Below are 21,807 nucleotides of genomic sequence, written 5' to 3'. Positions count from 1 at the left end.
AGATGAGCGTTCCATTCCCAGCGATGAAGCGACCACTGGTCGCGATCCTGCGCGGCGTGAAGCCCGAGGAAACGCAGGCTATCGTCGGCGTGCTGATCGAAGCCGGCATGACCGCAATCGAGATTCCGCTGAACTCGCCGGACCCGTTCCGCTCCATCGCAACGGCCGTGAAACAGGCGCCGGCCGGCGTGCTGATCGGCGCCGGCACGGTGCTGACCACTTCGGATGTCGACCGTCTCAACGATGTCGGCGGCAAGCTGATGGTGTCGCCGAATGTCGACACACAAGTGCTCACGCGTGCACATCAGTACGCGATGGTGACATTGCCGGGCGTGTTTTCGCCCACCGAGGCACTGCTTGCCGCGCGCTCCGGCGCGTCAGGCCTTAAATTCTTTCCCGCCAGCGTGCTCGGCGCGTCCGGTATTGCCGCGATCCGCGCCGTGCTGCCTGCCGGCGTGATGATCGCCGCCGTCGGCGGCGTCTCCGAGCAGAATTTTGCGGAGTACATCAAGGGCGGCGTCACCGCGTTCGGGCTCGGCTCCAGCCTCTACAAGCCCGGCATGACGGCATCGGACGTTGCCGCTCGCGCAAAGGTGACGATTGCCGCCTATGATCGGGCGATTGCGAAAGAGTGAGATCGCAATAAACAAGCCGTGATCCCGTCACGGTCGCGCGTTATCCTATCTTGCTGGACCAGCGGGATCAGGAGACCGACATGGCGATCAACAACGTGGCCGATCTGTTCGTGGCAACGCTCGAACAGGCCGGCGTCAAGCGCATCTACGGCATCGTCGGCGACAGCCTGAATGCGCTGACCGAAGCGCTGCGGCGGCGCGGAACGATCGAGTGGATCCATGTCCGGCATGAAGAGGTTGCGGCCTTTGCCGCGGCCGGCGAAGCGGAGATGACGGGCAGTCTTGCGGTGTGCGCGGGCTCGTGCGGTCCCGGCAATCTGCATCTGATCAACGGCCTGTTCGATGCCCATCGCAGTCGCGTTCCCGTGCTGGCGATCGCCGCACAGATCCCGACCGCCGAGATCGGCAGCGGCTATTTCCAGGAGACCCATCCGCAAAACCTGTTCCGCGAGTGCAGCCATTATTGCGAGCTGGTCTCCGATCCGAGTCAGCTGCCCTACGTGCTGGAAAACGCCATCCGTGCGGCTGTCGGCATGCGCGGCGTTGCCGTCGTCGCCATGCCGGGCGACGTCGCCTTCCGCAGCCCACCGAAGCGCGCGCTGTCGACGGCGCGTGGCCTTGCGCTGTCGGCGCCGAAGGTCGTGCCGCAGGCCGATGAGCTGAAGGCGCTCGCGGACCTCTTGAACGGCGCCGAACGCATCACCCTGTTCTGCGGCCGCGGCTGCGCTGGCGCGCATGCGCCGCTGATGCAGCTTGCGGAAGCCTTGAAGAGCCCGATCGTGCATGCGCTGGGCGGCAAAGAACATGTCGAATACGACAATCCCTACGACGTCGGCATGACCGGCTTCATCGGCTTCTCCTCCGGCTATGCCGCCATGCACGCCTGCGACGCGCTCGTGATGCTCGGCACTGATTTTCCCTACAAGCAGTTCTTCCCGACCGATGCGAAGATCGCGCAGATCGACATCCGTCCAGAAAATCTCGGGCGGCGCTGCAAGATCGATCTCGGCCTTGTCGGCGACGTCAAGCTCACCATCGAGGCGCTGCTGCCGCTGCTCGAGGCCAAGACGCAGCGCAGGCATCTCGACGATGCCATCGTGCATTACAAGAAGGCACGCGAGGGCCTGGATTCGCTTGCGAAGGGCACGCCCGGAGCAAAGCCGATCCATCCGCAATATCTCGCAAAGGTCATCAGCGACCATGCGAGCGATGATGCAGTGTTCACCGCCGATGTCGGCACGCCGACGGTGTGGGCCGCGCGCTATCTCGAGATGAACGGCCGCCGCCGGCTGATCGGCTCGTTCGTGCACGGCTCGATGGCCAATGCTATGCCGCAGGCGATCGGCGCGCAGGCCGCGCAGCCCGGCCGCCAGGTGATCTCGCTCTCGGGCGATGGCGGCTTCACCATGCTGATGGGCGATCTGATCACGCTGACGCAGATGAAGCTGCCGGTGAAGGTGGTCATCTTCAACAACGGCGTGCTCGGCTTCGTGGCACTGGAGATGAAGGCGGCCGGCTTCGTCGACACCAATGTCGATCTGGAGAATCCGGACTTCGCAGCGATGGCGCGCGCGATGGGTATCTTCGCAAGGCGCGTCGAGGATCCCGGCGAGCTCCCGGGGGCGGTGAAGGACATGCTGGCCCACAACGGGCCGGCGCTGCTCGATGTCGTCACCGCCAAGCAGGAGCTGTCGATGCCGCCGACCATCACGCCCGAACAGATCAAGGGTTTCAGCCTCTGGGTCTTGCGCGCCGTGATGAACGGCCGCGGCGACGAGGTCGTCGATCTCGCCAAGACCAATTTGCTGCCGCGTTAACCGCGCTTGACCGACGGCAGGGGCAGCCGCTCATGGCGGCGCTGGAAGCGTTGCCAGTGCAGGACGATGCCGATCAGGAGCGCCGGCACGAAGCCGAGCGCGATCAGGAAATGCGGCAGCTGCGCCGGCGAGATGAACGCGATGGCGATGTCGGAGATCAGCCACAAGGCGGCGAACATCACCGCGAAATCGGTGCGCGGGCAGCGCAGATAGTAGAACACGGCGGTGATGACGACGGCCGGTCCAATGGCGATGCCGATCATCACCGTCGTCAGCTCCTTCGGCGTCAGCGCGTCGAGCACCATCGCTGCCAGCAGCCAGAGCGCGGCGAACATGGCGATGATGTCGAGCGGATGCCGCAACCCAATACCTCTCGCAGAAAACGCACTATCGTTGTGGCCCGGACCTTGGCCGTCAAGGGAAAATGCGCCTATTCCTCGTCGTTTCCGGGCGTCGGCCGCAGCATGAAATGGCCGAAGGCGGTGGCGATCGGCTTGTTCGCATCGTCCTGCCAGGCTCGCGCCTCGAAGGCGACGATGCGCCGGCCCTGCTTCACGATCGAGACGTTGGCGAAGGTGTCGAGCGCGCGGCCGGAGCGCAGATAGTTGACGGTCAGTCCGATCGGCTTGGGCAGTGCGGCGGCGCCGAGCTCGCGCGCCACTCCGAAGATCGCGGTGGTCTCGAGGAAGGCGCCGGTCATGCCGCCATGGATCGCGGGCAGGATCGGGTTGCCGATGATCTTTGGCGAGAACGGCATCGTCAGGGTGTCGTCGCCGTTGACGCGAATGCCGAGGCAGCGCGCGAACGGGCTGTTGGCGAACGGACCGTCCGGATCGTCCGGCGCCTCCAGCGACGGGATGCTGGGCAAATCCATCCTGCGGTCCACGAGCATGTTGGTGCGGTTGGCGCCGATCATGAAACAGGCGGTCGCGGTCGCGACCGGATCGTCCTCGGACTCCTGATAGGCGGTCGATCGCACGAAGGCTATCGACCGCGTGGTGCGGTAGCAGACCGAATGCGCCTTGATGTCGAGCCCGGGCGTTGCCGGCTTCTGATAGTCGATGCGCAAATCAAGCGTCGCGATCGCGCTTGTGCCGTCGAGCGCGAGTTGCACCGCCATGCCGCAGCTCTCGTCCAGCATCGCGGTGACGACGCCGCCATGCAGGACGCCGGTCTCCGTGTCGCCGACGAAGACGGGCCGGTAGGGCAGGCTGGACCAGGCCTCGCGAGGTGCGAAGCGGTCGAGCTGGAGTCCGCTGATCTGGCCGTAATCGGAGCGGCGGCCCTTGATCGCCTCGGCGAGGTCCTCGAACGAAAGTGTGGTCGGTGAGCTGGACATGAGGACGTTCTAAACCAGCGGCGGGCGCGGTGCAAAACCCCGGATGGGCGTCCCGCGGCAGGAGTTCCGAGGCCGGTTTGGCCTCGACAGGGCCGGCCGAAGCAACGATGGTGGGCGCCTCGTTCGTTCGACCAGCCGCAAGGAGTGCCCATGGCCGATCCCGAAATGCCCGCCACCAGCCAGGGGCCCGTCATCATTTCGACCTCGAGCTCGGAGCGGGCGCCGATCATCTATTTCGACGGTGCGTCCTGCTTCGGCCACCACAACGGCGCTATCCAGATCGAGCTTGCTGCGAACCTTCTGATGCCGGTCGGCGCCGCCGTCAGGGTCGACGTGGTCCAGACCGCGCATCTGCGCTGCAGCGTGGCCGCCGCGCTGGCCCTGCGCGAAGCGCTCGACAAGGCATTGGCGATGTACCAGCAGGGTCAGCAGCAGCCCCGGCCGGAGGAAATTCCGACGGTGAAGAACTGAGGCAAGCGGCGGATCGCAAGTTAATGCGATCAACTCGCTCAGCTCACATGCACCTTCGGCTTCCTGCCATCGTTCCACTTGCCGTCGAGCGCGCGCTCGATCTGGGCGGCGAGTTGCAGCAGCAGGCCGTCATTGGCCTGTTTCGCAATCGCCTGGATGCCGAGCGGCAGGCCGTGGTCCTGCGTGGCCATCGGCATCGAGATCGCCGGCATGCCGCAGAGATTGGCGAGCGGCGTGAAGGCGAAGAAGCGCCAGAGATTGCCGAACCAGTCGAGCACGTCAGGATTGTCGGAGATGGTGAGATATTCCCGGGTGCCGACCTTCGGCGTCGGCAGCGCGGTGATCGGCGTCAGGATCACGTCCCACTGCTCGAAGAAGGCGCCGAAGGCGCGTGAGGTCGTGTTGAACACGCCTTGCATCTTCGCCCGCTCGGCGAAGCTCGTATGCCGGCCGGCTTCCCAGATCCGGATGTTCATGGGCTCGATGAGGTCTTCCGGGGGCCGCTCCAGCCCGCGCGCGGCGAGCATGTTGGAGATTACCACGGCAAAATTCGAGATATAGCAGGTGGTCTGCGCCTCGAACGCGGCGGGGAAGTCGAGCTCGGGCAGGCCGTAGTCGACGTGATGGCCGAGGCCTTCGAGGAAGCGGCCGGCCTTTGCCAGCTCGGCCGCGATCTCTGGCGTCGCGGTGTAGTCGCCCCAGCTGTGCGACAGCGCGATGCGAAGTTTTGACGGATCGCGTTTGATCATCTCGGAGTATGGTTGCGCCGTGGTCCAGAACGGCATGAACTCGCCCGGCGCCGCTCCCCTGGCATGATCGACGAAGGCGGCGGTGTCGCGCACCGAGCGCGACTGGCAGCCCTGGATCGAGACGAGGCCGGTGAGATCGGACATGTGCGGTGCGAGCGAGAACACGCCGCGCGAGACTTTCAGGCCGATATTGCCGTTGACCCCGGCGGGAATGCGGATCGAGCCGCCGCCGTCGGTCGCATGTGCGATCGGCACCACGCCGGCCGCCACCATTGCGGCGCTGCCGGCCGACGAGCCGCAGGTGGTGTAGTCGGTATCCCAGGGATTGCGCGTGACATAGACGGCGGGATTGTCGGCCGAGCTGCATACGCCGAATTCCGGCGTCGTGGTGCGTCCGATCAGGTTCAGCCCGGCCTGGCGGAATTTGCCGGTCAGGAACGTGTCGGCGCTGGCGCGATTGCCGCGCATCAGCAGCGAGCCCATTTCCTGGAGCCGGCCCTTCATGGTCGGCCCCAGATCCTTCATCAGGAACGGCAGACCGGCGAACGGGCCGGCGAGATTGGCGCCGTCCTTGGCCGGATCGGCGATCACGTCATCGAACAGCTCGACCACGCCCGACAGTGCCGGATTGACCTTGGCAACGCCCGCAGCGGCCTGACGCGCCAACTCCTTTGCCGTGAGCTCGCCCTTGCGGACGCGCGCGGCCAGCCCCACGCCATCGTGCTGCGCCCATTCGTTCCAGCTCATCGGGAAAGTCATGCGATCCAAACCTCTTCGTGCGGCGCCACCTTAGTTTCGCACGGGAACATTTTAATCAACTGAGGCGGCGCGAAGGGCAGGGTTGCGCGGGATGGAGAGGTAATCCTCCATTGCATGCGCACGCATCAATCCGAGAGCTTTGCGATCACCGCGACCGGCCCGCCGCCGGCGGGGCCCTGGTGCTCGGCGCCGCCAGAGACATAGACCGCCCCGGTGCCGGCGAGGCCGGCAATCAGGCCGCCGACGGCAGCCCGGGCGTGGCGTGTCGAGCTGATATCGGTATCTTCCAGCATGGTGTGGCGGAAGCCGCGCACGCTGCCATCAGGCGAGGCCTCGGCCTTGGCGAAGATGTTGACGAGCTCGCGGCCGGTCGTCGTCTGCGGCGCGGCACGGAGCCCAACGCTCTCCAGCGCCGCGAGCACGGCGGCAGCGTCGATCGCATCGCTCATCACGGCATGCCCGATCTCGAATTCGCTCGTCGAGGACATCGAATTGCCGAGCACGATGACGACGTTGTGCATCAGCTCGATTCCGGACGAGGTCGAGGCGACGTTCGAAAACAGATCGTAGCGCCGCAGCACGTCGTCGTCTCGTAGGTCGGTTGCGATCTCGCCGAGCGCGACTGCAACCCCGAGCGCGGAGGCGCCGCGCGAATAGGCCATCGAACTGTAGGCGCTGGTCGTCGCCGTCTTGTGGCCGCGCGCATTCGCCGCTTCGACGCGCTCGCTGGTGAGCAGCGGGCATTTGATCTGCACGAAATGGACGTCGGCGGGATCGGCGATCCCGGCATCCGCCATCGCGGCCTTCACGGCCTTGGCTGTCTCCGTGATCTGAGCGGAGCGGCCGAGCTCTTCAGGGAGAAAATCCCGCGTGTGCGCCATGCCGATGCTCAGGCGCTTGCCCGAGATGCCCGGCGGGCGCTGCTGGACGTCCTGGCGCGTGAACACCGTGATGTGCGGGCTAAGCACGCCCTCGGTGCCGCCGGACATCACGAAAGCGATGCGCTGTTCGACCTCCTGCGGCGACAGGCCGAGCCGTGGCGCCAGCCCCGTGCACAGCGCGGCAACGGCATATTCCCGGGTAAAGTCGTTGACGCCGCCATTGCCTTCGGTCTTGCCGAGGATGGCCAGGATGGATGCCGGATCGATCGCGCCGGAGCCGATCATGCTCATCAATCCGGAGACGTCGCCGGGGCCTTTGGTGGCGACCTTGAAGACGCCGACCGATGTCGTCCGCATGATAGTCCTCACATGGGGTTCAGGAGCCCGGCCGACAAAACAGCCGCTGAACCGGGGCGCCTGTCAAGGTGTCGAGGCAATCCATCGTCGTCCTGGCGAAAGCCAGGACCCATGACCCCACGGAGAAGTTTGGCGAGGGCTCGTCGTTCGGTATTGATACCGACCATGATTGATGGATTCCGCGGTATGGGTCCTGGCTTTCGCCAGGACGACGGCGGAGTATGTGCGTCGTCTTGGCCGTCCCCACGATTGTGGCGAGATCGCATCGCTTCGAGAAAAAATCCCTTGTCGACGGCCGCTCGCTGCACCTTGATGAATCAACCCCGATTGGTCCATAAGCGGCGTCCCGCAGCCGGTGGTTCGCCTCCGCGATGCGTGCTTGGATAGAGGGGTTCTCGCGTGGCAAATATCAACCAGAAAATTGCGCAGGAGCTTGGGGTTCGGGCGGAGCAGGTCGAGGCGACAGTGGCGCTGCTCGACGGCGGTGCTACGGTTCCCTTCATCGCCCGCTACCGCAAGGAAGCGACCGGTGCGCTCGACGACGCGCAATTGCGCACGCTGGAGGAGCGCCTGGGTTACCTGCGCGAGCTCGAGGACCGCCGCAAAGCCATCCTCGAATCGGTCCGCGAGCAGGGCAAGCTCGATGCCGCGCTGGAAGCCTCCATTCTCGCCGCCGACAGCAAGGCGCGCCTCGAAGACATCTATCTGCCGTTCAAGCCGAAGCGCCGCACCAAGGCGGAGATCGCCAAGGAAGCCGGCCTCGAGCCGCTCGCCAATCAGCTCATGGCCGACCCCACCAACGATCCGAAGGTCGTCGCTGAGGCCTTCGTCAATGCCGAGAAGGGTGTTGCCGATGCCGCTGCGGCGCTCGACGGCGCCCGCGCCATCCTCGTCGAGCGTTTCGACGAAGACGCCGACCTGATCGGCGCGCTTCGCGAAGAGGTGTGGACCAATGCGCGCATGGCCTCCAAGGTGCGCGACGGCAAGAAGACCGAGGGCGAAAAGTTTGCCGATTATTTCGAGTTCTCCGAGCCGCTGACGAAGCTGCCCTCGCACCGCATCCTCGCGATGTTCCGCGGCGAGAAGGAAGAGATCCTCGATCTCCAGATCCAGGCCGAGGCCGAAGCATCGCCGCCGGGCGTGCCGAGCGTCTATGAGCTGAAGATCATGAAGCGGTTCGGCATCGCCGACCTCAAGCGCGCCGGCGACCGCTGGATGATCGACACCGTGCGCTGGGCCTGGCGCACCAAGATCCAGGTGCATCTCAACATCGACCTGCGCATGCGGCTGTGGAATGCGGCCGAGACCGAGGCGGTGCGCGTGTTCGCCTCCAACCTGCGCGACCTCCTGCTGGCCGCGCCCGCCGGCACCCGCGTCACCATGGGTCTCGATCCCGGCTTCCGCACCGGCGTCAAGGTCGCCGTCACCGACGCGACTGGCAAGGTGGTGGATACCGCCGTGATCTATCCGCACGAGCCGCAGCGGCAGTGGAACGAGGCGCTTGCGATCCTCGGCAAACTCGCGCTGAAACATCGCGTCGAGCTGATCGCGATCGGCAACGGCACCGCCTCGCGCGAGACCGACAAGCTCGCGGCCGACCTCGTCAAGGGCCTGCCCGACTTGAAGATGACCAAGATCGTGGTGTCGGAAGCTGGCGCGTCGGTCTATTCGGCCTCGGCTTTCGCCTCGGAGGAGTTGCCGGGCCTCGATGTCACCCTGCGCGGTGCGGTGTCGATCGCGCGGCGGCTCCAGGATCCGCTCGCCGAGCTCGTCAAGATCGAACCTAAGGCGATCGGCGTCGGCCAGTACCAGCACGACCTCGGTCAGGCCAAGCTCGCCAAATCACTCGACGCCGTGGTCGAAGACTGCGTGAACGCGGTTGGCGTCGACGTCAATACCGCGTCCGCTCCGCTGCTCGCGCGCGTGTCGGGCGTCGGCTCCGGCCTCGCCTCAAGCATCGTGGCGCACCGCGACGCCAACGGTCCGTTCAAGTCGCGCAAGGCGCTGAAGGACGTGCCGCGGCTCGGCCCCAAGGCGTTCGAGCAGTGCGCGGGCTTCCTGCGCATCCTCGGCGGCGAGGACCCGCTCGACGCCTCCGGCGTGCATCCGGAAGCCTATCCGGTGGTGCGCCGGATTCTCAGCGCCACCAAGAGCGACATCAAGGCGCTCATCGGCAGCAGCGACATCGTTCGCACGCTGAAGCCGAAGGACTTCGTAGACGAGACGTTTGGTCTGCCGACCGTCACCGACATCCTGCGCGAGCTCGAGAAGCCCGGCCGCGACCCGCGGCCGGCGTTCAAGGCCGCGGTGTTCATGGACGGCGTCGAGGAGATCAAGCACCTCAAGAAGGGCATGATCCTCGAGGGTACCGTGACCAACGTCGCCGCGTTCGGCGCCTTCGTCGACATCGGCGTGCACCAGGACGGTCTCGTGCACATCTCGGCGATGTCCAGGACCTACATCAAGGATCCGCGCGAGGTGGTGAAGCCCGGCGACATCGTCAAGGTCAAGGTGCTGGACTTCGAGGTCGCCCGCAAGCGCATCTCGCTGACGTTGCGGCTCGATGACGAGGTCGGCGCCAAGAAGGACGCGCCCGGCATGCAGCGGGACAACAGCTCGCGCAATCCGTCCCGTATGACCTCGTCGGCCCCGCGCCAGCAGGAATCTGCCGGCGGCGGCGCCCTCGCGGAAGCGCTGCGCCGCGCGGCCGAGAAAAACGGCGGCAAGCGGGCGTAGCTTCTAACCTCTCCCCGCTCTTCTGCTGGGAGGTGTCGGATCGCTGCTCGATATATCGAGAGTTCTATCCGCGTCGTCATTGCGAGCGCAGCGAAGCAATCCAGGATCTTTCCGCGGCGGGACTCTGGATTGCTTCGTCGCAAGGGCTCCTCGCAATGACGAGGAGAGAGCGCGGGTCCGTCTCCCTAACTTCCGCGTCAGAATCTGGCGCGTTTGTAAGTTGAAGGTGCCGGTCTCTTCCTCTCATCTGATCCTTCTCGCGCGGCAGAAATATCGCCGCGCAGTACGGAGGATGCTTCGATGGACAACAGGCTTTTCAAAGGCCTCACCGCGGTGACGATCGCAGCGGTGATGGCGCTCGCTTCACCGGTGCTCGCCCGTGGCGGCGGTGGAGGCGGCGGCCACGGCGGTGGTGGTTTTGGCGGCGGAGGTCATGGCGGCTTTGGTGGCGGCGGGCATTTCGGTGGCGGCGGCATGCACGCGGGAGGCTTTGGGGGTGGCATGCACGCCGGTGGCTTCGGCGGCATGCACGTTGGCGGCATGGGTGGCGCCCGTTTCGCCCATGTCGGCGGACCGGGCTTCGGCGGCGCCCGCTTCGCGCATGCGGCGATCGGGCCGCGCTTCGCTGGCTCCGGCTGGCACGGCAGGCCCTTCATCGGCCGCCACGCCTTCTTCCGGCACCACCATCGCTTCTTCTTCGGAGCACCTTTCATCTATGCCGGCTACAATGACGGCTGCTGGCGCAGGAGCTGGACGCCCTATGGGTGGCAATGGGTCAATGTGTGCGGAGACTCTTGGTACTAGCATCGCCGTACCGCACCATTGTCGCGATCGTCATCGGACGGTTCCGCTCAGCCCCGGAACGGGATAGTCTGGTGGCGATCGTCGCGCGGAGTTTGTCATGTCCGGAGGTCACCGCCGCATTCTGGTCGTCGAGGACGATGCCGAAACCGCAGGCCAGCTCGTCGAGGAGCTGACGATTTCCGGCTACGACGTCGATCTCGCCGCCACCGGGCGCGAGGCCCTCAGCCACGGCGCCGCGCGCGACTATGCCGTGATCACCATCGACCGCATGCTGCCCGACATCGACGGCATCAGCGTGATGCGCCAGTTGCGCGACGACGGCATCGCCGCGCCGTTCCTGATCATCTCCGCACTTGGCGAAGTCGACGACCGCGTGCGCGGCTTGCGGGCCGGCGGCGACGACTATCTGGTCAAGCCGTTCTCCTTCACCGAATTGCTGGCGCGGCTGGAGGCGCTCGGCCGGCGCAGCGACACCGTTGCCAAGGAGACGATCCTGCGGGTCGGCGATCTCGCCATCGACCTGATCGCACGTAGCGCGAGCCGCCGCGGCCGGAAGATTCCGCTGTTGCCGCGGGAATTCCAACTGCTCGAATATCTCGTCCGCAACGAGGGCCGCGTCGTCTCGCGTGCGATGCTGCTCCAGCATGTCTGGGATCTGCATTTCGATCCCTCCACCAACATCATCGACGTCTATGTCGGGCGCGTCCGTCGCAAGGTCGATGATGCCCAGGCCTATCCGCTGATCCACACCATCCGCGGCATCGGATATTGTCTCCGTGCTCCTGGCTAAAACGCTCCGCTCCTCGACCTTCCGCCTTGCGCTCATCGCGATCGCAACGTTCGGGCTGATCGTCGCGGCGATCATGGCCTATGTCTATTTCGGCACGATCGCCTATGTGCAGAGCCGTATCGGCGATGCCGGCGACCACAGCAGCTTCACCGCGATGATCGAGCTCGCGATGGCCGCGGTCGCCGTGCAGATGCTGGTGCTCGCCGGGCTCGCCGCGGTGCTGGTGACGCGCCGCACGGTCGGGCGAATCGAGGAGATCAACGCCACCAGCCGCGCCATCATGATGTCGGGCCTCGACCAGCGCATTCCCTTGCGCGGCAGTCACGACGAGTGGGACCGCGTCGCCGAAAACCTCAACCAGATGCTCGACCGCATCGAGACACTGATGGGCGAGGTCAAGCAGGTCAGCGACAACGTCGCCCATGATTTGCGCACGCCGCTGACGCGTATGCGGGGCCGGCTGGAGAAAGCCTATCATGCCCCGCGCAATGGCGAGGCCGACGCGGCGCTGATCGGTGACACCATCGCCGATCTCGACGCGGTGCTCGGCATGTTTGCCTCGATCACCCGCATCTCGGAGATCGAGACCCGCGCCCGCCGTAGTGCGTTTCGCACGCTTGATCTCGCCGAAATCGCCGGCGAGGTCGTCGAGCTCTACGATGCCGCCGCCGAACAGGTTGCGACGCGGCTCAGCCTCGGCGGCGATCGCGAGGTGGCGATCACAGGCGATCGCGACCTCCTGTTCGACGCCATCGCCAATCTCGTCGACAACGCGATCAAGCACGGCTGCGAAGGCGGGCAGGTGATCGTCACCTGCCGCCGCACCGACGGCGGTGCGACGATCGCGATCGCCGACGATGGTCCCGGCATTCCCACTGATGAGCGCGATCATGTGTTCAAGCGCTTCTACCGGCTCGAACAGAGTCGCTACACCCCCGGTAACGGCCTCGGCTTAAGCCTGGTCGCCGCGGTCGCCCGCCTCCATGGCGCCGAGATTGCCCTGCGCGACAACGCGCCGGGCCTGACGGTTCAGCTCAGCTTCCCGCCGCACCCGCTCTAGAGTTCGATCACGCCGCGGCGTGCCGCATGTGCCACCGCATCGGTTCGGCCGGTGGCGTCGAGCTTGTCGAGCAGCGAGCCGACATGGAATTTGACCGTGTGGACGGAAATGCCGAGCTGACGCGCGATCATCTTGTTGGAGCCACCTTCCGCCATCAACGCCAGCACATCGAGCTCGCGCTGTGTCAGCGCGATGTCCTCAGGCATGATGCGCGGATCGCGGGTGACAATCGTCGCGGCCGCCTTCTCGCCGGGTTCGGCGAGGCGAAGCCCGGCGATATGGCCGAGCAGAGCCGCCAGGCGATCGGCGAGGGCGGGATCGTCGATCTCCAAGGCCAGAACGATCTCGGGGGCGATATCCTCGCTCACGCCGCCGGCCTCTCGCCGATCGTGACCTTGAAGCTGACCGGTTCGCCGCCGCGGCGCGCCGCGATATCGACCACCGCGCCCACGCTCGCCGGACCCAGCGTCCGCGACAGTGCACGCACGCCGGACAGCTTCTGGTCGTTGACGGCGACGATGACGTCGCCCTGGCGGATGCCGGCTGCCGCCGAAGGGCCGGCCTTGTCGACATTCATCACCATCGCGCCGACGCCGTCGTCGAGCCGGACCGGCTGCAGCCCGAGGCCGAGATATCCGCGTGCGATGCGGCCGCGCGCCTCTAACTGGGCCGCGACCCGCTCGATCGTCGCTGTCGGGATCACCAGCACACGCCTCGGGCCGAGCACGGCCATGCCGAAGGCTTCGCCCGATGCATCGAGCGCGAGGCCGCCCTGCTGGCTAGAGCGCAAGCGGACGTCGAGCTCGATCCGCGCGTCGATGTCGCCGCCGCGCAAGGAGCGCCAGCTCTTGCCGGACAGCGACACCATGCCGAGCGCGGCGCTCGGCGCATCGCGGTTGGTGGCGACAACAACCGACAACGCGCCGAGGGGCGGCACAATTGTGGCCAGCTTGACCGGGGCAATCGCGCTATCGACGCGCAGCAGTGCGACATCCGTCGTATGGTCGCGGCCTGCGATCGTGGCGGCCGCGGTGCTGCCGTCGGGGAGGCCGATCTCGACGTCGCCCTCGTCGGCCAGCGCCTCGTCGGCGGTGACGATCAGGCCGGGTTTCCAGACGAAGCCGGTGGCGCGGGAGCGATGCGAATGCACGGCGACGACGGAGGGCGCGGTGCGCGCCACGACGTCAGCGAGCGCCGACGATAGGGAGGTCAGGGGAGTTGAGTCGGTCATGGGGGGCTCCTGTAAGCTGCGCCCAATCTGGGATGTCGCGGCCGATTGTGAAACTGGCCGGATGGCCAGGAAATGAGCAGGGAAAGCTGGTCCGTAAGACCACGGCCGACGAACATGTGATTGGGAGCCGCTCACGGCAACGTGTAGCAATCGAGAAATTGCGCCGCACGGCCCTAAACCTTTCAGCGAGCCCTGACCGATGACCATCGACCTCACCCGCCGCACCCTGCTTCAACTCGCCGGCGCCACCTCGCTTGCAATGGCGGCGGCGGGCGCGGCGCGCGCCGAGGGCGCACCACAGGGCGGTGGGCCGACCTATGCCAGCCGCACCCCGATGCGGGTCGGCATGGTGACGCTCCGGGTGAAGAATCTCGACAAGGTCGCCGACTACTACCGCGACGTGATCGGCCTTACCGTGATGGAACGCTCGGCGAGCGCCGCCAAGCTCGGCACGGCCGGCATCGCGCTGCTGGCGCTGGAGTCCCGTCCTGATGCCGAGATCGAGCCGCGCAACGCCGCCGGCCTTTACCACACCGCCTTCCTGATGCCGACCCGCAAGGACCTGGCGCGCTGGCTGGTAGCAGCCGCTTCGCATCGCGTGCCGCTGTCGGGCTTTGCCGATCATCTCGTCAGCGAGTCCGTCTATCTCGACGATCCCGAAGGCAACGGCATCGAGGTCTATGCCGACCGCGATCCCTCGCAATGGCAGTGGAGCGAGGGCAGCGTGAAGATGGCGGCGGACGAGCTCAACATTCCCGACCTGCTGTCGCTGACCAATACGCGCGTGCCTGATTATGCCAAGGCGCCCGACGGTCTGCGCATCGGCCACATGCATCTGCGCGTCGGCGATCTCGTGCAGGCCGAGCGCTTCTATCACGGCGCCATCGGCCTGGACCCGACCCGCAGCCGCAACGGTGCCGCGTTCCTGTCGTCGGGGCACTATCATCATCACCTCGGCATGAACGTCTGGCAGAGCCAGGGTGCCGGCCAACGCGACGATCAGGCAACGGGGCTCGCCTGGTTTTCGCTGGTGACGGAGAAGCCGGACCTGCTTGCCGCCCAAGACGAACGCCTGCGCAAGGGCGGCGCGAAAGTCACGGCGCTGGCGAATGGCGTGGAGGCGATCGATCCCTGGGGCACGCGGGTGCGGCTGATCAGGGTTTGATCGCCGGCGCGAGCGTTGGTAATACCGGTCAGGCGCTGTCCAATTTCCGGGATTCACACCTGACATGTCCGATTTTCGCGGCGTCTTCCCTTATCTCGTCTCGCCCATCGCTGCCGATGGCGCGGTGCGCACGAACGTGCTCGCAAAGCTCTGTGACGATCTGATAAGCGCCGGCGTCCACGGTTTGACCCCGCTCGGCTCGACCGGCGAGTTCGCCTATCTCAATGCCGCCCAACGCACCGCGGTCGTGCAGACCACGATCGAGGCGGCGAGGGGACGTGTGCCCGTTGTCGCGGGCGTGGCCTCCACCTCGACGGCTGACGCCGTGGCGCAGGCGAAGGCGTATCAGCAGCTCGGCGCCGACGGCATTCTGGCGATCCTGGAAGCGTATTTCCCGCTCGCCGATGCCCAAATCGAATCCTATTTTCGCGCCATTGCCGATGCCGTGGACATCCCCGTCGTCATCTACACCAATCCGCAATTCCAGCGCTCCGATCTCACCCTCGACACCATCGCGCGCCTCGCCGAACATCCGCGCATCGGCTACATCAAGGACGCTTCGACCAACACCGGCCGGCTGCTCTCGATCATGAACCGCTGCGGCGATGCCTTGCGGGTGTTCTCGGCCTCCGCCCACATCCCGGCCGCGGTGATGCTGATCGGCGGGCTCGGCTGGATGGCGGGCCCTGCCTGCATCATCCCGCGCCAGAGCGTCGCGCTCTACGACCTCTGCAAGGCCGGCCGCTGGGACGAGGCGATGGCGCTCCAGCGCAGGCTGTGGCGCATCAACGAGGCTTTTGCCCGCTTCAATCTGGCGGCCTGCATCAAGGCCGGTCTGGCCATCCAGGGCTATGACGTCGGCGATCCCGTCCCGCCGCAGACCGCTCTCACCGCCGATGCGCGCAAGGTCGTGGAAGCGGCCTTGCGGGAGTTGGCGTAGCCATCCCCTCTCGTCATGGCCGGGCATAGCCGTCCGAAGGACGGCGTCGCTTTCGCTCGCCTATGTCCCGGCTATCCACGCGCTTCCACACGAAAAGTACGTGGATGCCCGGGACAAGCCCGGGCATGACGAAATCGCGGATATACCGCCTAAAAGCGCGGCTGGTATGCCCTTGATCGATCCGCTAAAAGGCGGCCCGCAGTTTCGAAAAGACCCTGAGGACCCCACGGAATGAACATTCTTCCCGGCAATTTGCGTTTCGGAGCGGGGCAGCCCGTCAAGCGTTTGGAAGACCAGCGACTGCTCACCGGGAAGGGACAGTTCATCGACGACAAGCCGGAAGATGGCGCGCTGTGGTTGTACCTGTTGCGCTCGCCGCATGCCCACGCGAAGATCGTCTCGATCGACACGGCCGCCGCCACGGCGATGCCTGGCGTGACCGCGGTCTACACCGGCGCCGACCTCGTCAAGGACGACATCGGAATCATCCCGACCTTGAGTATCTTCAAGCGCCCCGACGGCAAGCCGATGACGGTGCCGCCACGCCGCCTGCTGGCGCACGAAATCGTGCGCTATGCGGGCGAGGCCGTGGCCGCCGTGGTGGCCTCCTCGCGTGCCGACGCGCAGAGCGCGGCCGAAGCGATCGTGGTCGAATATGACGTGCAGCCGGCCGTGGTCGATCCCCTCGAGGCGGTCAAGCCCGGTGCGCCATTGGTGTGGCCGGAGGCGCCCGACAACATCGTCGGCGCGATGAGCTACGGCGATGCCGCCAAGGTGGACGAGGCTTTTGCCAAGGCGGCGCATACCGTCGAGCTCGATCTCGTCAGCCAGCGCCTGGTGCCGTCGGCCATGGAGCCGCGCTCGACCATTGCCGAGATCGACAAGACGTCCGGCCGCCTTCTGCTGCATGTGCAGTCGCAGACGCCCGCCTCGACCCGCGACGTGCTGGCCGAGGCCGTGCTGAAGCGGCCGAAGGACAGCGTGCGCGTCCTGGTCGGCGATATCGGCGGCGGCTTTGGCCAGAAGACCAACCTCTATCCCGAGGACGGCATCGTTGCTTACGCCGCAACCAAGCTGAACAAAAAAATCCGCTGGCGCGGCGATCGCACCGACGAGTTCGTCGGCGGCACCCATGGCCGCGATCTGACCTCGACCGCTTCCTTCGCACTCGACGAGAAAGGCAAGGTGCTGGCCTATCGCGTCAGCTCGATCGGCTGTACCGGCGCGTATTCCTCGGGCGCGGCCAACATCATTCCGCTGGTGCTCGGCCCGTTCGTGCAGACCGGCGTCTACGATTTGCCGCTGGTGCATTTCGAGGTGAAGTCGGTGATGACCCACACCGCGCCGGTCGGTGCCTATCGTGGTGCGGGCCGGCCCGAGGCCGTGTTCATCGTCGAACGCCTGTTCGACGTGGCCGCGCGGAAAATCGGCATGGACCCGCGCGCGATCCGGAAAGCCAACTACATCAAGCCGGCGCAACTGCCCTACACCAATGCTGCGGGGCAGGTTTACGACTCCGGCGCCTTCGCGCACATGCTCGATCGCGCCGTGAAGCTTGCGGACTGGGACGGCTTTGCCGCGCGCAAGAAGGCCGCGAAGAAGAAGGGCCTGCTCTATGGCCGCGGGCTCACCTCCTATATCGAATGGACCGGCGGCCGTGCCCACACCGAAAAGGTCAGCCTGCACGCGACGTCGGAAGGCCGCGTCATCCTGCATTCCGGCACCATGGCGATGGGGCAGGGCTTGCAGACCACCTACACCCAGATGATCTCCGACACGCTCGGCATTGCCATGGACAAGATCGACGTGGTCCAGGGCGATACTGATCTGGCGACGGGCTTCGGCAGCGTCGGCTCGCGTTCGCTGTTCGTCGGCGGCACGGCGGTCGCGGTCTCCTCCAACGATCTGATCCAGAAGGCGCGCGAGAAGGCGGCGAACGTGCTGGAGACCTCGATCGAGGACATCGAATACCAGGGCGGCATGCTCACCGTGGTCGGCACCGACCGCCGCATCAGCCTGTTCGACATTGCCGAGAAAGAAGGCGGCGCGAAACTCAGCGTCGATTCCGAAGGCGAGGTCGACGGTCCGAGCTGGCCGAACGGCACCCATATCTGCGAGGTCGAGATCGACCCCGAGACCGGCGTGTCCAAGGTCGTGCGCTACACCACCGTCGACGACGTCGGTGTCGCCGTGAACCCGATGCTGGTGACGGGGCAGATCCATGGCGGTGTCGCACAGGGTATCGGTCAGGCGCTGTATGAGGGCGTGTCCTATGATTCCGACGGCCAGCTGCTCACTGCGAGCTACCAGGACTATTGCATCCCGCGCGCCGACGACGTTCCGCCGATCGTGGTGACGCTGGACGATTCCGCGCCCTGCCGCACCAATCCGCTCGGCGCCAAGGGCTGCGGCGAATCCGGCGCCATCGGCGGCCCGCCCTGCGTCACCAACGGTGTGATGGATGCGCTCGCCGAACTCGGCATCACCCAGCTGAATACGCCGCTGACGCCGCAGAAGATCTGGCAGGCGATCCGGGATGCGAAGGTGGGCGGTTAGCGGCCATTGTCGTGCTGGCTGTCGCCACAAATCCAACTCGTCGTCCCGGCCTAGTGCGCCATTGCGCACGGGGGGCCGGGACCCATAGCCACCGAGTCTAATTTGGCGACCGCTGGTGGTTACGAGCTACGCACGCCAACTTCGTCACAGCGTATGGGTCCCGGCCTTCGCCGGGACGACACCGAGGGTGAGGAAAAAGTTCGCGCTAAAGCCCCAGCATCATCTTCGCAATAATATCGCGCTGGATCTCCGAGGTGCCGCCGAAGATCGTGTAGGCGCGGCCGTTGAGATATTCCGGTACCACCGTCAGCATCTCCTCCGGCATCGGCGGCTCATGGTTGAGCCTGTAGAGCGGGCGCATCGGCTCGACCGCGAGGGCGTCATGGCCGATCACGTCGGCGCCGAGCCGGGTCACGGCCTGGCGGATCTCGCTGTTGCGCAGCTTCAGGATCGACGACACCGCACCGGGATTCTGTCCGGTCTGCAACGCCGACAGCACGCGCAGCTCGGTCATCTCCAGCGCGTCGATGTCGACCTCGACCTCGGAGATACGCGTTGCGATGTCAGGGCTGTCGATGGCGCGCCCCGTCAGGTCGGACTCGGCAAGCTCCGCGATCGCCTTCAGCCCCTCGCGCAATTTTGCCGAGGCGATGCCGGAGCCGCGCTCGAACTCGAGCAGATATTTTCCGTAGGTCCAGCCCTTGCCTTCCTCGCCGACGCGGTTCGCCACGGGAACGCGCACGTCGTCGAAGAACACCTGGTTGACCTCGTGGTCGCCGCCGATGGTGAGGATCGGGCGCGTTGTGATGCCCGGTGTCTTCATGTCGATCAGGATGAAGCTGATGCCGTCCTGCTGCCGCGGGCCGTCGCTGGTGCGCACCAGCGCGAACATGCGGTTGGCGTGGTGGGCATGCGTGGTCCAGATCTTGGTGCCGTTGATGACGTAGTCGTCGCCGTCGCGCACCGCGCGGGTCTTCAGCGAAGAGAGATCGGAGCCGGAGCCCGGCTCGGAATAGCCCTGGCACCAATAGTCTTCGCCGGAGAGAATGCGCGGCAGGTAGAAGTTCTTCTGCTCCGCCGAGCCGAAACCGATGATGACGGGGCCGACCATCTTCACGCCCATCACGTTGACATTGGGCACCCCGGCCCGCGCACTTTCGGTCTCGAAAATCCAGCGCTGCGCCGGCGTCCAATCCGGACCGCCATGCTCGATCGGCCAGCCCGGCGCGCCCCAGCCTTGCTTGTGCAGCGTGCGCTGCCAAGCCATGCCGATATCGGGGTCGGAGAACACCGACGGCGTCAGCGCGGTCGCGCGCTTCATCTCCTCGGTGAGATTTTTCGCAATGAAGCCGCGCACCTCGCCCTGGAAGGCGCGCTCCTCGGCATTGAACGACAGGTCCATGATGCGCTCCTTGTGTCAGGCTGGCACGGTGGTGCGGCCAAGCCGGGCGTGGCGGCCATAATGGTGGGCGCTGCCGCCGAACAGCGTGTCGAACGCGACCAGCCGCTTGAAATAAGCGCCGACCTCGAGCTCCTCGGTGACGCCCATGCCGCCGTGAAGCTGGATCGACTGCTCGCCGACGAAGCGCGCGGATTTGCCGATCTTCGCCTTCGCGCCCGACGCGGCCCGCGTGCGCTCGACCGGATCGGCGTCGACCTTCAGCGCGGCGCGCAACGCTATCGAGCGCGCTTCGTCCACCTGCACCGCCATGTCGGCGAGGCGGTGGCGGATCACCTGGTTGGCCGAGAGAGGCCGGCCGAATTGCTTTCGGATTTTTGTGTACTCCAGCGTGGTGTCCAGCAGCACCTGCATGATGCCGACGGCCTCGGCGCCAAGCGCAGCCATGGCGCGGTCAACAGCCCATTCGATGGCCGCCAGTGCGTCATGCCCGTTGCCGAGCAGGGCATCCTCCGGCAGTTGCACGTCCGATAGCTCGATGTTGCAGGCCCGCCCGCCGCCGAGGCGCTCGTAGTCGCTGATGGCGAGGCTCGGCGTCGTCGCCGGCACCAGGAAAAGGCCGATGCGGCCCGACGGTCCCTGATGATCATGGATATGCGCGGAGACGATGATCTCGTCGGCGGCATGACCGTCGAGCACGGCAATCTTGCTGCCGGCAAGGCGCCAGCCTTGCGCCGTCTTGTGGGCGGTGGTTGCAACATTGGCAAGATCGAACCGCGCCGCGCGCTCGGAATGCGCGAACGCGAGTTTCAACGATCCATCCGCGATCTTCGGCAGGATGGCCTGCTTCTGCGTCGTGCCGCCGCATCGCTCGATCAACGCAGCGCCAAGCACGACCGTTGCGATATACGGCTCCGACACCAGCCCGCGGCCGAAGGCGTCCATCAAAATGCCGATCTCGACCGCGCCGCCGCCAAGCCCGCCAAATTCCTCCGCGATCGGTAATGCCAGCCAGCCGAGTTCGGCGAATTGCGTCCACATCGCCGGGCTGAAGCCGAGCGGGTCGTTCGCCATCTTGCGGCGGTGATCGGCATCGTAGCTTTCGGCCACGAAGCGCTCCGCGCTTTCGCGCAGCAGCCGTTGCTCGTCGGTGAGATTGAGATCCATCCTGTCTACTCCGCGGCTGCCGGCGGCTTGCGCACGGAGGGGTGCAGGCCGGATGGATCGACCACCATGCCGAATTCCTGAAGATTATGCGCGTGGCAGAGCTGATGCAGCGCAAAGGCCTGGTCGATCGCGGCCGGCTGGCCCATCACGTCAACCGAGCGGTTCACGGCTTCCTTGGTCAGCTTCAGCGCAAAGGACGGTTTTGACGCGATTTTGCGCGCCAGCGCGAGCACGACGGATGAAAGCTCTGCGCGCGGCACGACTCGGTTGACCATGCCGAGTTGATGCGCCTCCTGCGCGCTCCAGCTGTCTGCGGTGAACAGGAATTCCTTGGCCTTGCGCGGGCCGAGCTCCCAAGGGTGCACGAACCATTCGACGCCGCAAACGCCCATGGTGACCACGGGATCGCAGAACTGCGCATCGTCGCTGGCGACGATGAGATCGCAGGCCCAGGCCAGCATCAGGCCGCCGGCGATGCACTTGCCGTGCACCTCGGCAATGGTCGGCTTGGCGAGGTTGCGCCAGCGCCGCGTGATCTGGAGATAGATTTCCTGCTCGCGCGCGAAGCGGCCATGAGCGTTTGCTTCGGCGAAACCGCCCCAATTCCCGATCGGCGGAAAATCCACGCCGGCTTCATTCTTGCTGCCGGGCCGCAAATCATGGCCCGAGGAGAAGTGCGGACCGTTGCCGGCGAGAATGATCACCTTGACCGAATCCTCCTGCACCGCCTCATCGAAAGCGGCGTTGAGATCGTAGGTCATTTGCAGGTTCTGCGCGTTGCGCGCGTCGGGCCGGTTCATCACGATCCGGGCAATCGCCGGCTCCGGCCTCTCCACGAGGATGGTCTCGAACGAACTCATCGCGTTCCCCTGGCGTTCCCGACCCGGTATTATTGTTCCCTCAAGTTGACTATTACAGCCGGGATTAAGCAAGAGGCTTGCGTACATCGGC

General features: G+C 65.8%; 19 protein-coding genes. 10 read left to right on the top strand and 9 right to left on the bottom strand.

Annotated features, from left to right (window positions below):
* The first annotated feature begins 2 nt into the window (after nucleotides 1-2).
* Nucleotides 3-635: a 2-dehydro-3-deoxy-6-phosphogalactonate aldolase gene (locus tag AC0L3K_RS26785; RefSeq protein WP_354202721.1), complete on the top strand. Its 633-nt coding sequence runs from the start codon at nucleotides 3-5 to the stop codon at nucleotides 633-635.
* A gap of 80 nt (nucleotides 636-715) precedes the next feature.
* Nucleotides 716-2,452: a ubiquinone-dependent pyruvate dehydrogenase gene (gene poxB, locus AC0L3K_RS26780; RefSeq protein WP_007596566.1), complete on the top strand. Its 1,737-nt coding sequence runs from the start codon at nucleotides 716-718 to the stop codon at nucleotides 2,450-2,452.
* On the opposite strand, the gene AC0L3K_RS26775 is transcribed toward poxB, so the two are convergent.
* On the bottom strand, nucleotides 2,449-2,814 hold the full coding sequence (locus AC0L3K_RS26775; protein ID WP_354169398.1) for a hypothetical protein: 366 nt from the start codon (nucleotides 2,812-2,814) through the stop codon (nucleotides 2,449-2,451). The two genes, poxB and AC0L3K_RS26775, sit on opposite strands and share 4 nt — an antisense overlap.
* Nucleotides 2,815-2,882: 68 nt before the next feature.
* Complete coding sequence (locus AC0L3K_RS26770; RefSeq protein ID WP_473367188.1) at nucleotides 2,883-3,791, bottom strand: PaaI family thioesterase; 909 nt, start codon at nucleotides 3,789-3,791, stop codon at nucleotides 2,883-2,885.
* A gap of 150 nt (nucleotides 3,792-3,941) precedes the next feature.
* On the opposite strand from AC0L3K_RS26770, the gene AC0L3K_RS26765 reads away from it, so the two are divergent.
* Nucleotides 3,942-4,262 (top strand): hypothetical protein, encoded by a 321-nt coding sequence (locus AC0L3K_RS26765; RefSeq protein WP_354169402.1) that lies wholly within the window; start codon nucleotides 3,942-3,944, stop codon nucleotides 4,260-4,262.
* 38 nt (nucleotides 4,263-4,300) lie between these two features.
* On the opposite strand, the gene AC0L3K_RS26760 is transcribed toward AC0L3K_RS26765, so the two are convergent.
* A complete protein-coding gene (locus tag AC0L3K_RS26760) occupies nucleotides 4,301-5,770 on the bottom strand; it encodes an amidase (protein ID WP_473367187.1) in 1,470 nt (489 codons plus the stop codon).
* A 125-nt stretch (nucleotides 5,771-5,895) separates the two neighbouring features.
* Nucleotides 5,896-7,008 (bottom strand): cyanuric acid amidohydrolase, encoded by a 1,113-nt coding sequence (gene atzD, locus AC0L3K_RS26755; RefSeq protein ID WP_473367186.1) that lies wholly within the window; start codon nucleotides 7,006-7,008, stop codon nucleotides 5,896-5,898.
* Between the two features lie 399 nt (nucleotides 7,009-7,407).
* Between atzD and AC0L3K_RS26750 the strand changes: the two genes are divergently transcribed.
* From AC0L3K_RS26750 to AC0L3K_RS26735, 4 genes are all read left to right on the top strand, one after another.
* Nucleotides 7,408-9,744: a Tex family protein gene (locus AC0L3K_RS26750; RefSeq protein ID WP_354169407.1), complete on the top strand. Its 2,337-nt coding sequence runs from the start codon at nucleotides 7,408-7,410 to the stop codon at nucleotides 9,742-9,744.
* A 300-nt stretch (nucleotides 9,745-10,044) separates the two neighbouring features.
* Nucleotides 10,045-10,548, top strand: a complete 504-nt coding sequence (locus AC0L3K_RS26745; RefSeq protein ID WP_007596555.1) for a hypothetical protein — start codon at nucleotides 10,045-10,047, stop codon at nucleotides 10,546-10,548.
* Nucleotides 10,549-10,645: 97 nt separating this feature from the next.
* Entirely contained in the window at nucleotides 10,646-11,338 is a 693-nt protein-coding gene (locus tag AC0L3K_RS26740) for a response regulator transcription factor (RefSeq protein WP_007596553.1), read from the top strand.
* Nucleotides 11,325-12,398, top strand: a complete 1,074-nt coding sequence (locus AC0L3K_RS26735) for a sensor histidine kinase (protein ID WP_473367185.1) — start codon at nucleotides 11,325-11,327, stop codon at nucleotides 12,396-12,398. The genes AC0L3K_RS26740 and AC0L3K_RS26735 overlap by 14 nt, the downstream gene beginning before the upstream one ends.
* On the opposite strand, the gene AC0L3K_RS26730 is transcribed toward AC0L3K_RS26735, so the two are convergent.
* A complete protein-coding gene (locus AC0L3K_RS26730) occupies nucleotides 12,395-12,766 on the bottom strand; it encodes a response regulator transcription factor (protein WP_007596549.1) in 372 nt (123 codons plus the stop codon). The two genes, AC0L3K_RS26735 and AC0L3K_RS26730, sit on opposite strands and share 4 nt — an antisense overlap.
* On the bottom strand, nucleotides 12,763-13,629 hold the full coding sequence (locus AC0L3K_RS26725) for a S1C family serine protease (RefSeq protein ID WP_007596547.1): 867 nt from the start codon (nucleotides 13,627-13,629) through the stop codon (nucleotides 12,763-12,765). The genes AC0L3K_RS26730 and AC0L3K_RS26725 overlap by 4 nt, the downstream gene beginning before the upstream one ends.
* Nucleotides 13,630-13,828: 199 nt before the next feature.
* Between AC0L3K_RS26725 and AC0L3K_RS26720 the strand changes: the two genes are divergently transcribed.
* The 3 genes from AC0L3K_RS26720 to AC0L3K_RS26710 all read left to right on the top strand — a co-directional run bounded on the left by AC0L3K_RS26720 (nucleotide 13,829) and on the right by AC0L3K_RS26710 (nucleotide 18,290).
* Entirely contained in the window at nucleotides 13,829-14,794 is a 966-nt protein-coding gene (locus AC0L3K_RS26720) for a VOC family protein (protein ID WP_473367184.1), read from the top strand.
* A 64-nt stretch (nucleotides 14,795-14,858) separates the two neighbouring features.
* A complete protein-coding gene (locus AC0L3K_RS26715) occupies nucleotides 14,859-15,734 on the top strand; it encodes a dihydrodipicolinate synthase family protein (protein ID WP_473367183.1) in 876 nt (291 codons plus the stop codon).
* Nucleotides 15,735-15,965: 231 nt separating this feature from the next.
* A complete protein-coding gene (locus AC0L3K_RS26710; protein WP_473367182.1) occupies nucleotides 15,966-18,290 on the top strand; it encodes a xanthine dehydrogenase family protein molybdopterin-binding subunit in 2,325 nt (774 codons plus the stop codon).
* Between the two features lie 205 nt (nucleotides 18,291-18,495).
* Here the strand turns inward: AC0L3K_RS26710 and AC0L3K_RS26705 are convergent, their stop codons facing one another.
* Genes AC0L3K_RS26705 through AC0L3K_RS26695 form a run of 3 tightly spaced genes read right to left on the bottom strand, consistent with a single transcriptional unit; the run spans nucleotide 18,496 to nucleotide 21,716 of the window.
* Nucleotides 18,496-19,692 (bottom strand): acyl-CoA dehydrogenase family protein, encoded by a 1,197-nt coding sequence (locus AC0L3K_RS26705; protein ID WP_473367181.1) that lies wholly within the window; start codon nucleotides 19,690-19,692, stop codon nucleotides 18,496-18,498.
* Nucleotides 19,693-19,707: 15 nt separating this feature from the next.
* On the bottom strand, nucleotides 19,708-20,856 hold the full coding sequence (locus AC0L3K_RS26700; RefSeq protein ID WP_473367180.1) for an acyl-CoA dehydrogenase family protein: 1,149 nt from the start codon (nucleotides 20,854-20,856) through the stop codon (nucleotides 19,708-19,710).
* A 5-nt stretch (nucleotides 20,857-20,861) separates the two neighbouring features.
* Nucleotides 20,862-21,716 carry an enoyl-CoA hydratase gene (locus AC0L3K_RS26695; RefSeq protein ID WP_473367179.1) on the bottom strand — a complete coding sequence of 285 codons (855 nt, stop codon included), beginning with the start codon at nucleotides 21,714-21,716 and terminating at the stop codon, nucleotides 20,862-20,864.
* Nucleotides 21,717-21,807 lie beyond the last annotated feature (91 nt).

The organism is Bradyrhizobium sp. MI1.10 (genome assembly GCF_055811035.1).
Note: the sequence above shows the minus strand (reverse complement) of the source record. Positions and strands in the feature narration are given on the sequence as shown.